General features: G+C 73.4%; 12 protein-coding genes. 8 read left to right on the top strand and 4 right to left on the bottom strand.

Annotated elements, in window-relative coordinates; genetic code table 11:
• The first annotated feature begins 31 nt into the window (after nt 1–31).
• Entirely contained in the window at nt 32–1,903 is a 1,872-nt protein-coding gene (locus tag H5J30_RS05170) for an ATP-binding cassette domain-containing protein (protein ID WP_309505436.1), read from the top strand.
• Nucleotides 1,904–1,972: 69 nt separating this feature from the next.
• Here H5J30_RS05170 and H5J30_RS37400 read toward each other — a convergent pair whose 3' ends face one another.
• Complete coding sequence (locus H5J30_RS37400) at nt 1,973–2,377, bottom strand: hypothetical protein (protein ID WP_181785962.1); 405 nt, start codon at nt 2,375–2,377, stop codon at nt 1,973–1,975.
• Between the two features lie 193 nt (nt 2,378–2,570).
• On the opposite strand from H5J30_RS37400, the gene H5J30_RS05160 reads away from it, so the two are divergent.
• The 4 genes from H5J30_RS05160 (at nt 2,571) to H5J30_RS05145 (ending at nt 8,199) form a co-directional block, all read left to right on the top strand.
• On the top strand, nt 2,571–3,080 hold the full coding sequence (locus H5J30_RS05160) for a SigE family RNA polymerase sigma factor (RefSeq protein ID WP_181785961.1): 510 nt from the start codon (nt 2,571–2,573) through the stop codon (nt 3,078–3,080).
• An 8-nt stretch (nt 3,081–3,088) separates the two neighbouring features.
• Nucleotides 3,089–3,472: a hypothetical protein gene (locus tag H5J30_RS05155; RefSeq protein WP_181785960.1), complete on the top strand. Its 384-nt coding sequence runs from the start codon at nt 3,089–3,091 to the stop codon at nt 3,470–3,472.
• Nucleotides 3,473–3,592: 120 nt separating this feature from the next.
• Nucleotides 3,593–4,633 (top strand): helix-turn-helix domain-containing protein, encoded by a 1,041-nt coding sequence (locus H5J30_RS05150; RefSeq protein WP_181785959.1) that lies wholly within the window; start codon nt 3,593–3,595, stop codon nt 4,631–4,633.
• Nucleotides 4,634–4,809: 176 nt separating this feature from the next.
• Entirely contained in the window at nt 4,810–8,199 is a 3,390-nt protein-coding gene (locus tag H5J30_RS05145) for a S8 family serine peptidase (protein ID WP_181785958.1), read from the top strand.
• Between the two features lie 244 nt (nt 8,200–8,443).
• Here H5J30_RS05145 and H5J30_RS05140 read toward each other — a convergent pair whose 3' ends face one another.
• Nucleotides 8,444–11,392, bottom strand: coding sequence for an AfsR/SARP family transcriptional regulator (locus H5J30_RS05140; protein ID WP_258563108.1), 2,949 nt, complete (start codon nt 11,390–11,392; stop codon nt 8,444–8,446).
• Nucleotides 11,393–11,680: 288 nt separating this feature from the next.
• Between H5J30_RS05140 and H5J30_RS05135 the strand changes: the two genes are divergently transcribed.
• Complete coding sequence (locus H5J30_RS05135; protein ID WP_258563107.1) at nt 11,681–12,169, top strand: hypothetical protein; 489 nt, start codon at nt 11,681–11,683, stop codon at nt 12,167–12,169.
• A gap of 337 nt (nt 12,170–12,506) precedes the next feature.
• Here the strand turns inward: H5J30_RS05135 and H5J30_RS05130 are convergent, their stop codons facing one another.
• Both H5J30_RS05130 and H5J30_RS05125 read right to left on the bottom strand, forming a co-directional pair.
• The gene (locus tag H5J30_RS05130) at nt 12,507–13,604 is read right to left on the bottom strand and encodes a ligand-binding sensor domain-containing protein (RefSeq protein ID WP_181785956.1); all 1,098 of its coding nucleotides are present in this window, start codon (nt 13,602–13,604) and stop codon (nt 12,507–12,509) included.
• On the bottom strand, nt 13,601–14,446 hold the full coding sequence (locus H5J30_RS05125; RefSeq protein ID WP_181785955.1) for a hypothetical protein: 846 nt from the start codon (nt 14,444–14,446) through the stop codon (nt 13,601–13,603). Before H5J30_RS05125 ends, H5J30_RS05130 begins: the two co-directional genes overlap by 4 nt.
• Before the next feature lie 166 nt (nt 14,447–14,612).
• On the opposite strand from H5J30_RS05125, the gene H5J30_RS36415 reads away from it, so the two are divergent.
• Nucleotides 14,613–14,777, top strand: coding sequence for a hypothetical protein (locus H5J30_RS36415; RefSeq protein ID WP_258563106.1), 165 nt, complete (start codon nt 14,613–14,615; stop codon nt 14,775–14,777).
• Nucleotides 14,778–14,974: 197 nt separating this feature from the next.
• Entirely contained in the window at nt 14,975–15,169 is a 195-nt protein-coding gene (locus tag H5J30_RS05115) for a hypothetical protein (RefSeq protein ID WP_018842507.1), read from the top strand.
• Nucleotides 15,170–15,381: the final 212 nt, after the last annotated feature.

Raw genomic sequence — 15,381 nt, 5'->3', positions numbered from 1 at the left:
CGCACGTACCGCGTCCCCGCGCGACACGGCCGTGCCCCCGGCGCGCCCGGCCGGTCCCCAGCCCTCCGCTCCCCACGAGCTGGACTACCACGGCCGCAAGCACCGCCGGGCCCTGGACGACGCGAGCCTGGCGGACATGGCCCGCCGGATCCCGGCTGCGCTGATCCAGTCGGCCCGGCTGGCGTGGTCCGTCGACCGCCGCATGACGCTCACGATCCTCGTGTGCCAGGTGCTGTCCGGCCTGGGCACCGCCGTCATGCTCACCGCGGTCGCCGAGGCGATGCCCCACCTGGCCACCTCCGACGCCCGGACCGGGCTCGGGAAGGCATGGCCGGCGCTGGCGGTCGCGGTCGTCGCGATGGGGCTCGGCGCCGGAATGTGGATCCTCGCGGACTGGGCCACACGCCGCCTGAACCCGCAGATCGCCTCCGCCGTCGACCTCACCCTGGTCGACCTCCACATGAAGGCCGAGCTCTCCGCCTACGACACCGAGGGGTTCACCGACCGGAGCCGGGCCGCGGAGACCGGCGCCCTGCGCGCGGTCGACCTCGCGGACGACGCCAAGACGCTGACCAACGGACTGATCCAGCTGGTGTCCGCCGCAACCGTCCTGACCTCCCTCCATCCGCTGCTCCTGGGCGTGCTGCTGCTGTCCGTCATCCCCAGGGGCATGGGCGGCGTGATCGCCGCGCGCATCGACTACCGGGTGCACGACCGCACCATCTCCGCCCGGAACGTGCGCGGGATGATGCGCTGGTGGCTGACCACCCCCGATCTCGCCGACGAACTGCGCGCCAACGGGATGCGCCCGTACCTGCACTCCTGGTACCGGGTGATGTGCGACAGGGTCGAGGGCCGCGAACTCCAGGGAGCGCGCCCGTACCTGCTCGTGACGCTCCTCGCGGCGTCCCTGGCGGGCGTGTTCACGCTCGGCATGTGGGCGGCACTGGCCGCGCTCGCCCTCTCGGGAGCGATGTCCACCGCGATCGCCGGCACCGCCATCGTCGCCTCGCAGACGGCCGGACGCGCCCTCAACTCGATCATCAGGTACGGGGCGGTGATGTTCCACCACGGCCTCTACCTGCACGACTACCACGAGTTCACCGAAGAGGTCCGCTCCATGGCCGCCGCCCGCGGGACCGCCCAGGTCAGGGCGCCGCAGCGCATCCGCCTGCGCCAAGCCGCGTTCACCTACCCCGGCAAGGACGCACCCGCCCTGCACCCGATCGACCTCACCCTCGACCGCGGCGAAGTCGTCGCCCTGCTCGGCGAGAACGGCGCCGGCAAGTCGACCCTCATCCGCCTGCTCACCGGGCTGACCCTGCCGACCGGCGGGACCGTCTGCTGGGACGGGACCGACCTCGCCACCGCCGACCCGGAATCCGTCTGGCGGCACGTCGGCCTGGTTCCCCAGAAGAACGGACACTGGCCACTGCGCGCGAGGGAGAACATCACCCTCGGCCAGCCCCGCGAACACACCGACGACGGCGTCTGGGACGCCGCCGAACGGGTCGGCATGACCCGGGCCCTGCGACAGCTCCCGGACCGGCTCGACACCCTGCTGGCCCGCTCGGTGTGGGGCGGGCACGAGCTGTCCGGGGGGCAGTGGCAGCGCCTGGCATGCGCGCGGGCGCTGTACCGGGAGCCGGCCGTGCTCGTCCTGGACGAGCCCACCAGCGAGATGGATGCCCGCGGCGAGCACCTCGTCTTCCGGGAGCTGCGCGCGATGGCACCCGGCCGGATCACCGTCGTCGTCACGCACCGCCTGGACAGCGCCCGGATGGCCGACCGCGTCCTCGTCCTCGACCGGGGACGCCTCCGCGAGGAGGGCACGTTCGATGACCTCGTCGCCACCGAGGACGGTCTCCTGCGCGAACTGAACGCGCTCGTCCAGGACCGCTGACCTCCCTCCCGCCCCGCCCCCGGCGACCGGTCCGCGCCGGTCGCCGGGGACCCGGCGGTCACGTCCCGGTCAGCTCTGCCACTCGGGGGTCGGCTCGCCCGGCGCGAGCGGCGTGGGAGTGCCGGGCTCCGAGGGAATGGTCGACGGTTCGCCGGGCTTCTGCGTGGGGGTGGCGGATTCCGTAGGCACGGGGGACGGTTCGCCGGGCTTCTGCGTGGGGGTGGCGGACTCCGTAGGCACGGGGGACGGTTCGCCGGGCTTCTGCGTGGGGGTGGCGGACTCCGAGGGCACGGGCGACGGCTCGCCGGGCTTCTGCGTCGGGGTGGCGGACTCCTGCGAGGCGGGGGTGCCGGCCGGCTTGTCCGTGCCGGTGGTGGCGTGGGCGAGCGCACCCAGGCCGCCGACGGTCAGGACACCCGCGGCGGTCGCCGCGAGTATCAGGGGGCGCGGGCGCCTGCGGTTGCGGGTCGTCAAGGTGACTCCTGATGCGAGAGGGCGGACCGGCCCCGGCCGTGCCGAAGCCCTTGCATGAGAGGAGTACGGGACCGGGGCCGCGTCAGGTTGCACGGCCCGCCCCGGGAATTTCCGCCGGGCGACGTGCAACCTCCCGGCGCCCGCTCACGTAGAGGACTGTGAGGAATGCCGTACGAGCCGAAGGGCGGGGTGGGTGAGGGAAGCGGTACGGGAGCGGGAGTTCCGGGAGTTCGCGGAGGCCCGGCAGGCGGGCCTCAGACGGAGCGCGTACCTGCTCTGCGGTGACTGGCACCAGGCCCAGGACCTGACCCAGACCACGCTGATGAAGCTCTACGCGGCCTGGGGGCGGATCCGCCGGGACGGCAACGTGGACGCCTACGCCCGCACCATCCTCACCCGCGTCTTCATCGACCAGTACCGCCGCCGGACCTGGCGGGAGGAGTTGGTGGAGGCGGTGCCCGAGGGGCATCCGGTGGCCCCGGCCACCCTGGAACTGCGGCTGGTGATGCGGTCCGCGCTGATGGAACTGCCGCCCCGGTACCGGGCGGTGCTGGTGTTGCGGTTCTGGGAGGACTGGAGTGTGGAGCAGACCGCCGAGGCGCTCCGGGTGAGCCCGGGAACGGTCAAGAGCCAGAGCGCGCGGGGACTGCGCCGGCTGCGCGAGCTCCTCGGCACGCCCGCCCACGAGGTGAACGGAAGGTGAGGCGGGAGATGAGCGAGCGCGACGCCGCCGACCTGCGCGACGCCTTCGCGGCCGTGGTGGACGACCCGGCGGCCCCGCCGATGCCCAGTGTCACCGACGCGGCCGTCGCCGGCGGGATCCGTATCCGCCGCCGTCGTGCGGTGGTCTCGGCCGGCGGCGCGCTCGCGGTGGTCGCCCTCGCCGTCACCCTCGCGGCCGGGCTGCCCGGCGCGGGTTCCGGGGACCGTTCCGAGCCCGCCACGCCACCCAGCGGCCCACCGGCGTCGTCCACACCCTCCGCGCCTCCGTCGGAGAACCCCGGCCGGAGCCCCACACCGACGCGGAGCGTCGACCCGACGGGGAGTGCGGCCGTACCGTCCACGGGGGGCGCCCGATCCCCCGACTCCGGTTGACGGTGCGGTGCGCCGGTGAGGGCACCGTTGCCCTCGCCGCCGTGCTCACCGCCTCGCAACGGGGGAGTCGGCGCCGGGATACAGTTCGGGCGTACGAACCTGCCCCGCGAGGAGGAGCGGATGCTGCAGGCGCTGGGACTGGGGCCGGCCGAGGAGGCCGTCTACACGGCGCTGATGGCTCAGCCGGTCGCCTGCGCGTACGACCTCGCCCGGCAGACCGGAATCGCGGCGGCCGAGACCGCGCGTGTGCTGGCGGACATGGCGAAGCGAGGTCTGGTTTCGGTCGCCGACCTGCCCGGCGGCGCGGAGTCCGGCCCGGTGGGGCAGGCCGGGCGGCGGTCGGACGCGGCCCTGTCCGTACGCTACCGGCTCGCGCCGCCCTCCGTGGCGCTGGCGCCGTACCTGGTCGAGCAACGCAACGCGCTGGACCGGGCCGAGAGCGCGTTCTCCATGCTCATCGAGCAGTACCGCAATACGGCCGTGAACTCCGCGGGCGCCGTCGTGGAGGTGGTCGTCGGTGTGGAGCAGGTGGCGCACCGGTTCCACCAACTGCAGTTCGGCGCCCAGCGGGAGCTGCTCGTCTTCCTCGTCGGCGCGCCCGTCGCGGTGCCGCGCGAGGACGCCGATCTGGCGGAGAACTCCGCGCTGGACCGCGGAGTCGACTTCCGGGTCGTAGCGGCCAGGGACTATCTCGACGGCCCCGGCGTGGTGGGGGATGTGCGCGGTGCCCTCACCGCCGGCCTGGAGTTGCGCCTGGTCGACTCGCTGCCGCTGAAGATGGTCGTGTCGGACCGGGAACGCGCCATGGTGCCGCTGGACCTGGCGGATTCCGCCGCGGAACCGAGCGCCATCGTGATTCACCGCAGCGGCCTGCTGACGGCGCTCGTCCACCTCTTCGAGAGGGAATGGGACCGGGCCCGGCCGCTGTACCCCACCCCCTCGGGCGTGCACGCGGAGCCGGCGGTGGACCAGCAGCCGACCGGAGGGGAACTCGAAGTCCTCGCCCTGCTGCTGGCCGGGTTCTCCGACCGGCGGGTGGCCTCCCAACTCGGCCTGTCCATCCGCACGGTGGAGCGGCGCACGCGCCGGCTGATGGATCTGGCCGCCGTGGATTCACGCCTGCAACTCGGGTGGCACGCCGCCCGCGCCGGCTGGCTGTGACTCCGCCGCCCGGAACGGCCCGAGCCCCGGCCCGCCCACGCGGCACCTGAACCGGCCGCGGTGACGGGGACCCGTCACGCAGGAAACCCGCCAGGCGCGGCACCCCCACGCGTTCCGCTTCTCTGCCAGGCTGCGGCCCCGACATGGCATGTTCAGCGCGTCGAGTTGGGAGATTCATGCGCCTCACCACCCGTACAGCCCTGGGCGCGGCCACCGCCGCCGTCCTGGCCGTCACCGCGGTCACGCCGTCTGGAGCGGCGGACACGCGGCCCGGCGGGACCTCGGGGAAGAGACCCGTCGTCGGCAGCGGAACCGCGGCAGAGCACGGCAGCCGGACGACGGTCACCCTGGTCACCGGCGACAAGGTGCTGGTGACCACGGACCCCTCGGGCCGCAGTTCGGCGGGCGTGCTGCCCCGCGCGGACGGTACGCGGCCGATGGCCCAGACGTACCAGATGGGCAAGGACCTCTACGTCTACCCGGAGAGCGCCTCGCAGGCCATCGCCGAGGGCCGGGTCGACGAGCAGCTGTTCAACGTCACCGGGCTCATCCGCGACGGATACGACGACGAGAGCACCGACACCCTGCCCCTCATCGCCACCTACCGGGACAGTGTGGACGTCGCCCGCAGCACCCCCGCGGCACCCCGCGGGACCGAGCGGAGCCTGAGCCTTCCGTCCGTGAACGGCGTGGCCCTCAAGGCGGGCAAGGACAGCGCCGCCGCCTTCTGGCAGGACGTCGCCGACCCCCGCTCCCGTTCCGGTGCCGCGGTGGCCAAGCTGTGGCTCGACGGCAAGGTCGAAGCCACCCTGGACCGGTCCACCGCGCAGGCGAACGCGCCCCGGGCGTGGGAGGCCGGCTACGACGGCACGGGCACCAAGGTGGCGGTGCTGGACACGGGCGTGGACGCCGGGCACCCCGACCTGGCGGACCGGATCGTCGCGTCCGAGAACTTCACCGACGCCGCCTCCACCGACGACCGGGTGGGCCACGGAACCCACACCGCCTCCACGGCCGGCGGCTCCGGAGCGGCCGGTGACGGCAGCAAGAAGGGCGTGGCCCCCGGTACGTCCCTGGCCATCGGCAAGGTGCTCAACGACCAGGGCTACGGCCTGGATTCCTGGATCATCGCGGGCATGGAGTGGGCCGTCGGCGAGCAGGCCGACGTCGTGTCCATGAGCCTGGGCAGCTCCGCGATCGGCGACTGCGCCGACCCGCTGGCCGAGGCCGCGAAGCGGCTCTCGCGGAACACCGGGACGCTGTTCGTCGTCGCCGCGGGCAACGCCGGCTCCCGCAACGAAACGGTCTCCTCACCCGGCTGCGTACCCGGCGTGCTGACCGTCGGCGCCGTCGACCGCGACGACACCACGGCGTGGTTCTCCAGCCGCGGTCCCGTGGCCGTCACCCACACCCTCAAGCCCGAGATCGCCGCCCCCGGCGTCGACATCTCGGCGGCCGGCGCGGGCGGTCGCGGCATCTACGCGTACCGGACGATGTCCGGCACCTCCATGGCCACCCCGCACGTCGCGGGCGCGGCGGCCGTCGTCCGCCAGGCCCACCCGGACTGGACCGCGCAGCAGATCAAGGCCGCCCTGGTCGCCTCGGCCAGGACCGGCGGCAAGGTCGCCGGCGCCGACCAGACCGGCGGCGGGGTCCTCGACGTGGCCGGCGCGGTGGACCAGCAGGTGCTGTCCGCGCCCGCCGTCCAGGCCGGCAGCTACCACTGGCCGCAGGACGACTCGGACCGCACCACGGTTCAGGTGCCCTTCACCAACACGGGCGACCGCGAGCTGACCCTGGACCTGAAGCTCGGCGGTATGCACGGCAACGACGGCAGCGACATCCGCTCCGGCATCGCCAGGCTGCGGGAGGGCAAGGTGCGCATCCCCGCGGGGGCGACCGTCGAGGTGCCGCTGCGGATCGACCCCACCGCCCGGCTCAAGGACGCCCAGTACGGCGGGGTCACCGGCCGGATCACGGCGACCGGCGGGGACGTGCGGGTCTCCGTGCCCGTCACGCTCTACGTCGAGCCGGAGACCGTCACCCTGCGGGTCAAGGCCGTCGACCGCAACGGCGAGCCCGCGGCGGGCGCCTCCTCCGTGGACCTGGTCAGCCTCGACGTCGACAAGGGCGAGCGCCGGATCAACTCGGGCGCGCCGGACCAGACGTACCGCGTACGCCCCGGCGACTACTCCCTGAGCAGCTTCGTGGACACGCGCGGCGCGAACGGCGAAACCGGGTCGATGAGTTTCCTCGCGCAGCCGCAGCTTCGGATCACCCGGGACACCACCGTCGTCCTCGATGCCCGCGAGGCCCACCGGCTGAGCCTGCGCACCCCCCGGCCCTCGACGGTGAGCAACACCTCGTTCGGCTACGCCCGCACCTGGGACGACACCTGGCAGATCACCGGGTCGCTGCTGGCCGACGGCACGGTCGAGGAGTTCTACGCGGACGTCGACGGCAAGGCGCAGGACGGCACCTTCGAGTTCCGGCCCACGTGGCGCGCGGCGGGCACGCAGGGCGACGAGTCGTACGTCTACAACCTCACCTTCCCGACCGGCGGCCCGCTGCACTCCGACCGGGTCTACCGGCCCCGGAACTCCGACCTGGCGCAGGTCGCCGAGACCTGGAAGGCGATGGGCAAGGAGGGCGACTACATCGACGCGATGTTCCTGCGCCCCTCCGGCAGCGACGGCAACTACGTATCTGTGAGCCCGTTCGGCCAGGTCACCGTGCCCGGCACCCGCACCGCCTACTACACGCCCGGCGACGACGCCTGGTACCACGGCGCGATGACCAGCTTCCCCTTCGCCGCGTTCATGGGCGACCAGGAGCGTACGTACCGGGCCGGACAGCGCAGGGCCGAGGAGTGGTACGGCGGCCCGCTGCGGCCGGCCGCGGCCCGCGACGCGGACGGCGAGCCGATGCTGGCCGCCGAGCGGCAGGGCGACCTGATGGGCTTCGATACCGCACTCTGGCTCGACGGCTCCGGCGACCACTGGTCCTCGGGCGGCTCGTTCGGCGACCTCGGCAAGCTGGTGCTGAAGCGCGACGGCGAGCAGATCGCCACCAGCGCCTGGCCGTCCGGCGTGTTCAGGGTGCCGGACGAGGACTCCGCGTACGAACTCACCCAGAGCCTGGAGAAGATCCCGTCCTCCGACCGCGCCTGGCTGCGCTCCACCGCCGTCACCACCACCTGGAGCTTCCGCTCCCACCGCGAACCCGACGTGTACTCGCGCGGCCTGCCGATCCTCTTCCCGGCGTACGACCTGCCGGTGGACGGCATGAACACCGTGCCCGCGAAGGGCGGCATCAGGGTCGGCCTGTCGGTCGAGGGCCACGCCGACTACACCCCGGGCGCGATCGAGGAGGCCGCCCTGTCCTACTCCTACGACGAGGGCGCCACCTGGACCGAAGCCCCCACCGAGAAGCGGGACGGCCGCTGGACGGCCGTCCTCGACCACACCGGCGCCTCGGCGAAGGAGGTCATGCTGAAGGCCGTGTTCACCGACAGCAACGGCAACGCGGTGACCCAGACGATCAAGCGCGCCTACGACGTCCGCTGACCGCACCCGGGCCGGGCGGGTCCCCCGAGGGGGCGACCCGCCCGGCTCCATGCCGCCGGCGTGAACGGCCTGGCGGCCAGGACCGCGGCCTGGTTCACCCGGCGCAGCAGTGAGGGATCGCCTCCGGTGGTGATCATGAGCGGCTCTCCTGGGCGGATTACTTGTGCGGCAACCGGAATTATCGCGCCCTGGCCGGGCCCGCAGGCGAACGCGGCGACCCGCGCCCCCGCCCATGGGCGGTTCGTCAGAGCCGCAACCCCAGGTCGGCCCGCGCCTCCGCGCACCCGGCGTGGTCGGCGAGGTGGGTGCGGATGGCGGCCGTGGTGGTCTCCTCGTCGTCCGTCTCGTCTATGCCGACGCCGGTGAGGATGGTCAGGGCGTGCTGCCAGTGGCCGCGGGCCTGCTCGCGCCGGCCGAGGGCCCGGTGGGCGTGGGCGAGGCCGTCGTGGGCCCGCGCCTGGTCCACGGGCTGGCCCAGTTCGCCGGCCAGCGCCAGCGCCTGGTCGTGGTGTTCGATGGCCGCGGCCGGGTCGCCGGTGGCGTAGCGCAGCCGGCCCAGGCCCTGGTGGGCCTCGAACTGCCAGTTGCGGTTGCCGGTCTCCCGGGCCAGCCCGAGGAGCCGCCGGTAGTGGACGACGGCCTGCGCGTACCGGCCCCGCAGCCGGTGGATCAGCCCGGCCAGCGCGTCCGGCTCGCCGGGGCGGTGGCCGGCGGCGCTCGCGACCCGCAGCGCCTGCTCGAACAGGCCGGTCGCCTGCGTACGCCTGCCTTGCAGCCGGTGGATGTGGCCGAGGCCGGTCAGGGCGTCCAGTTCGCCGTGGTGGTGGCCGGTGGCGCGGGCGATGCGCAGCGCCCGCCGGTAGTGGTCGCCGGCCTGCGCGCGCCGGCCCTGGAGCAGGTAGATCTGGCCGAGGCCGGTCAGGGCGTCCAGTTCGCCGTGGTGGTGGCCGGTGGCGCGGGCGATGCGCAGCGCCCGCCGGTAGTGCTCGCCCGCCTGCGCGTACCGGCCCTGCCGCCGGTGGATGTGGCCGAGTCCGGTGAGCGCCTCCAGCTCGGTCACGTGCTGACCGGTGACCCGGGCCGCGGACACCGCCTGGTCGTGCAGAGCCAGAGCGTCGCGGTAGCGGCCGCGGGTGCGCAAATGCCGGTGCAGGAGGGACGACAGGTGCGAGACGTACTCGGGCCTGCCGCGCTCGGTGGCGTGCTTCGCGGCGGCCAGCAGGTTGGGCAGCTCGCCGTCCAGCCAGCCGAGGGCCGTCGCCGGGTCGGGCAGGTCGGGCCGGGGAGTGCTCACCACCGGTACGTCGGGGCGGCGTTCGCTCTGGTACGGGTACGCGGCGTCCGTCGCGCGGGCGGCGGTGTGCCGGTAGTAGTCGAACAGCCGGGTCAGCGCCGCACGCGCGGGGCGCTCCGGCAGCGCACCCGCGGCGGTACGCGCCGCGTGGGCGCGGACCAGGTCGTGGAACCGGTACCGGCCGGGTGCGGGCTCGTGCAGCAGGTGCACGTCGAGGAGTTGCTCGACCGTCCGCCCGGCGTGCGGCACGGTCGAGTCGAGCAGGGCGGCGGTGGCGTACGCGTCGATGTCGGGGCCCGGGTGCAGGCCGAGCAGCCCGTACGTGCGCTGCTGCTCGGGGCTCAGGTGCCGGTACGACATGTCGAGGGCGGCGGCGACGCTGCGGTGCCCCGCTTCCAGCTCGTGCAGCCGCTGATGCCGGTCCCGCAGCCGGTCCACCAGCAGCGCCACGTCCCAGGCGGGGTGCGACCTGAGCCGGGCCGCCGAGATCCGGATCGCCATCGGCAGCCGCCCGCACAACTCGACGAGCTCCGCGAGGAGTCCGGGCGGCTCGTCGCGTACGCGCCGCTCGCCGACGGTCCGTACGAACAGCCCCACCCCGTCCGGGAGGGGCAGGGTGTCCAGCGAGACCGCGCCCGTGCTGTCGAGTCCGGCGAGCCGGCGCCGGCTGGTGACCAGCACCAGGCAGCCCGGCGCTCCGGGCAGCAGCGGCGCTACCTGAGTCTCGGCGGCGGCGTTGTCCAGGACGATCAGCATCCGCCGGTCGGCGAGCCGGGTCCGGAACAGCGCGGCCCGCTCCTCGGTGCCGTCCGGGATCTGCGGCGGGGGAGTGCCCAGCGCGCGCAGCACCCTGTCGAGCGCCTCGTCCGGAGTGACCGGGGCGACGCCGGGGGTGTAGCCGTGGAGGTCGATGAAGAGCTGCCCGTCGGGGTAGCGGTCGGCGATCCGGTGTGCGACGTGGACGGCGAGCGCGGTCTTGCCGATCCCGGCCATCCCGTCGATGGCGCCGATCACCACCGCGGACGCGTGCTCGACCGGTTCCAGCGCGGCCACCTCGCGGAGGCGGCCGGTGAACATCTGCGGTGGCGGCGGCAGTTGCCGCGGCACCTGCCGGGCGATCCGCGTCGCCGCGGGCGGCGGAGTCAGCACCGGGTCGGCGGAGAGGATCTGCCGGTGCAGCTGCTGCAGCATCCGGCCGGGCCGGACACCCAGCTCCTGGTCGAGCAGCCGGTAGACGCGCCGGTACGCGGCAAGGGCGTCGGCCTGCCGCCCGGCGCGGTAGAGGGCGAGCATGAGCTGCGCCCATAACCGCTCGCGCAGGGGATGGCGGGCGGTCAGCGTGGCCAACTCGGCGGCCAGCGGCGCGGGCTCGGCGATCTCCAGCCGCGCCTGGACGCAGTCCTCCAGCACCACCGAGCGCAGCTCCTCCAGCCGCTCGGCCTCCGGCCGCAGTGCGGCAGGCAGCGGCACGTCCTCCAGCACGGCACCCCGCCACTGAGCGAGCGCACCGGTGAGCTGTTCGACGGCGCACGAGTACCGCTGCTCGCCGAGCGCCCGCCGGCCCTCGGCGGCCAGCTCCTCGAAGACGGCGGCGTCCAACTCGGCGGGCCCGGCGCGAAGCGCGTACCCGTTGTTCGCCCGGTACAGGCGGGGCGCCTCGGCCGGTTCGCCGGCCTGGAGCAGGCGCCGCAGATCGCTGACGTACGACTGCAGATTGGCCCGCGCCGACGACGGCGCCGCTTCCGACCAGAGCAGGTCGAGCAGCGCCTCGGTCGACACCGGCGTGTTGGCCCGCAGGAGCAGCACGGCCAGCAGCAGCCGCTGCTTGCGCCGGGACGGCTTCAGCAGCGACCCCGAGCCGTCCCTCGTCTCCAGGGCGCCCAAGATCCGAAAATCCATGATCCCCCGTTCCCCCGTTGCCCGATGCGCCGTCGCGGCCTCCCACTCACGCCGGCGATCGGGTCCGACATGAAGGCACTGATTCCGGCGGGTACCCGGCCGGAACAGCCGGAACGTCAGCACTCCACATCAACTACACAACTGTGTATAGCGCCTTGTATAGCACGAATCGGCAGCATCTCCTCGTCTGCAGCGGCAAGCGGAACTCCCGCTTCGGCTGGAGAAGCGATGCGGGGCGGACCCGCACGCCACGAGAGAGTGAGGCTTCTCTTGATCAGGAATCAACGGATGTTCGTCGCGTCCCTGGCGGCGGCCATCACGCTCCTTCTGAGCTTGGTCGCAGGCTCCACGGCGATGGCGCAGCCGCCGCCCGATCGGGACATGAGGGTGACGGCGGGTCAGCCGCACGCGTACAAGATCAGCGGTGACCGGGATGCGTACGTGAATCACCGGGACTTCTTCTGGAACGGCGACAAGAGTGGGGCTGGCCGCAAAGCCAGGGACGCGGTCCACAATCCGTACGGGGTGTGCGGCGCCTACGATAATCTCTGCACCATCCAGACCTTCAATAACGACCGCTACCGGGTGTACCTCTTCCACGGGTGCGCTCGGTTCGGTCTCGACAACTTCACGGGTTTGTGGGACGCCCACAACTGGCAACCGCGTACCGCGTTCTTCCTGGAGCAGGACGGCACCAAGCATGCCGAATACTGGTCGGGCAGGGATACCCCGGTGAACTGGACTCCCGTCTGGCGGATCCTCACGTGTGCGCGCTGAGGTGTCCCGGGCCGCGGTAGTGGCGGCCGATCCGGGGGCGGACCACGGGCCGGCTCCCGCACGGTGAACCAGTGCGGAACTGCACCGGCAGCGGCTCGGCGCGAGGTCAGCGCCGGGCCGCTGCCGCGAGCCGGGCCGGGGCCCGGCCGCGGCCGGCGCGGCGGGCGGGGTATTCGATGTCACCCCGGACACCGCCGCCCGTACCATCTGCGACCGCGTCGCCGACCCCCGGACCCCATCCCAAGGCGCCACCGCCTCCCGACACCCCCGGCCCGCGTGCCCCGAGGACCGCTGAGGACGCCGTGGCCTCTTCCGTAACCGGAGGCGGGTGGTCGGTTCAGCCCGGGGGCAGTTTCCTTCTGGGACCGGGCGGGAGGTAGGCACTCGTCGTCTCGGCGATGCTCCTGCGGTGGCGGGGCGTGCGGGCGCGGCTGATGCCGCCCTTTCCCCTGGCGTACGGGTACGTGCCGAACCAGAGGCCGCCGTCGCGGTCCTGGACGATGGTCCGCACCAGGTTCTCCACCAGTCCGCTGCCGCGCGTGAACGCCTCCCAGTTCGTGCCGTCGAAGCGGCTGACGCCGCCCTCGGTGCCGAACCACATCCGGTGCTCCGCGTCGATGAACATCGCGTAGACCCGGTCGTGCACCAGGCCGTCCGCCGTGGTCATCCGGTGCCAGCTGCCGTTGCCGTAGACGGAGACGCCCTTGAGGGTGCCGAACCACATCCGGCCCTCGGGGTCTTCGAACATCGAGTACACGCAGTCGTCGAGGAGCCCGTCGCGGTGCGTGAACTGCTGCCACGACGAGCCGTCCCAGCAGCCGACGCCGGCACCGCGGCCGTGCTCGTAGGTGCCCACCCAGATGCGGCCGTGCGAGTCCTCGAAGACCTTCAGGACCTCCAGGCTCGGCAGGCCCTCCTTCTTGGAGAACGCGTGCCAGCGCCGCCCGTCGAACCGGTGCAGGCCGCCGCCGGTCCGGGTGGCGCGCCAGCAGCCGGCCCACAGGTTCTGGTCGCGGTCGAAGTGGATGTTCAGGATGCTCACGCCGGTCAGGCCGGCGCCGACGAACCGGTCGGCCGCCTCGTCGAAGCGGTTGAGGCCCGCGTCCGTGGCGGCCCAGACGACGCCGTGTGCGTCCTGCCTGATGCAGGTCACCGCATCGCTGGCCAGTCCGTGCCGCCGGCTGTAGGCGCGCCACGCGCCGTCTTCGTACACCGCGAGGCCGCCGCCCCAGGTACCGACCCACATGCGTCCCGCGGAGTCCTGGAAGACGTCGTAGATCCAGTTGTGCGGGAGGCCGTTCGCCGTGGTGAAGGAGTCCCACTCCAGTGGCTCGCTCCGCTCGTCCTCCTCCAGGAAGCGCCGCATCAGGTCCCGTACCTCGCTGCGGGCCGTCGGTCCGCGGGACGTCCGCCGGCGCAGTGACCTGTCGCTCACAGACTTGCTCCGTCCTCGTCGCGTGCGCCGTCGGCCAGGGTCTCCAGGCGGCGGCGGAGCAGCAGCACCCGTTCGGCCTCGGCGTCGATCGACCGGCGGATCTGCTCGTTCCGCTCCCGCATCCGCTGCCGGGTCTGCTCCGGGTGGTCCCTCTCGTCCTGCGTGATCTCCCGCCGGAGCGCCCGCAGGCGGTCCTCCAGCCGCCGGGCGGCGGCCCGGTACTCGCGCAGCCGGGCCTCGGCCTCCTCCCGGGTGACCGTCCGGCCGTCGTCCTCCGCCGCGCCGACCGGGCCCCGGTACTGCACGACGAGGGCCTCCATGAGGACGAAGTCCCGTGCCTTGTACGCGGAGTAGGCGATGTCGAAGTCGGAGAAGGAGGTGTCCGAGGTGTCGGCGTGGACGGACGGCAGGACGATGCGCTTGAAGTCCCGGAGGATGCGCTTCCGTGCGGCCTCGTCCAGCCCGTCGCCGGTGGCGTCGGCAGGTTCCTCCGCCTCGCCGGGCGAGGCGGCGTCGGCGTCGGCCGCCTCGGCGTCGGCGCGCGCGGCATCGAGGACGGCGCGGACGTCGTCCTCGATCTCGTCGGCGCTGCCGTACCCGCCCCGGTCGATCCGCGAGCGGATGCGCTCCAGCTCCGCTTCGAGGTGCTTTCGCCGGCCGATGACCTCGTGCAACTGCTGCGCGGCATGCAGCACCTGGGCGCTGAACGCGTCCTCGAACTCGCGCATGCGCGCCGCCAGTCCTACGTACTCTGCGAGTCCGCGCACGACCTGCTCGCGTACGTCGTTGGTCGCCTCGACGAGGTCCGCGGTCGTCCGGAACCGGGGCACGAGCCTGCTCACATGTCCACCTCACCGCCGCCCGCTCCCGGCTCTGCCGCGAGCGGTCCGCTACGGGCCGTTGCGTTGCCGCAGCATTGTTCCCCGCGGTGCCCGGGACCCCTCCCGCGGCGCCGCGACGGCTGTTGCGCGGTGTCCGTACGCCCTCGGGTGAGCCTGTCGTGCGCCGGTGCGCGCGGCCGGCGGCGGTGCCGGTGGCGGTGCCGCGGGCCGGGCCATGGCGAACTCCACCGCCATCGGCGCCCACCGGGACGGGAAGGCGGCCGCCTTCGACGACGAGGCCGACCGCGGCCTGCCCGACGACGCCGGGCGGGCGGCCCGTCCGACCCGCTAAACCCCAGTGCTCCCGGGTGCACCCATCGTGTGATCTCCATGCTTGTGGGATCTAAGTGGCAGGCGGGGAGGGGACACCGACGTTGGTGCAGTGAGCCGGATGGGTGACCACCGGCCGCACCCGTCGCGCTCGTCACTGCGCGGCGCAGTCACTCCCTCCCGTCGCAATCCGCGAGGGGAAGACCTCTTGGAGGCAAGATGTCCGTTCAGACGACCCCGGCTCTCTCCCCCGTCCGGGCCGGTGTGGCAGAGAGGGCCGCACTCACGGCGCTGGTCGACGAGCCGGAGGCCCCGTTCAGCGACGCCCCCGTGTACTCCCCGCAGGGCACCGGCGTCCTGCTGCTCCTGGCGCTCCTGTCCCCGAAGACCCCCAAGGAGTCGCGCCCCTCGTAACGGTCCGCGGACCGGAACCCGAACGACGACGTCCGTGACCGACAGCAGAAGGTGAGCGCCCGATGTCGAATGCCGCACTGGGGGCGGACTACGCCCGAGCGGTGGAGCGATTGGCCGGGCGCGTCCTGGGTGCCCTCCGGGGCACCCAGGTGCCGCTGCCGGCCGTGTCCGACGCGGACCGGCCGGCAGACACCACCGCGCTGGCCGCCGTG

Origin of the sequence: Streptomyces phytophilus, assembly GCF_013870535.1 — a bacterium.
GTDB classification, from domain to species: Bacteria; Actinomycetota; Actinomycetes; order Streptomycetales; family Streptomycetaceae; genus Streptomyces; species Streptomyces phytophilus.
This window is presented reverse-complemented; position numbering and strand designations above follow the sequence as displayed.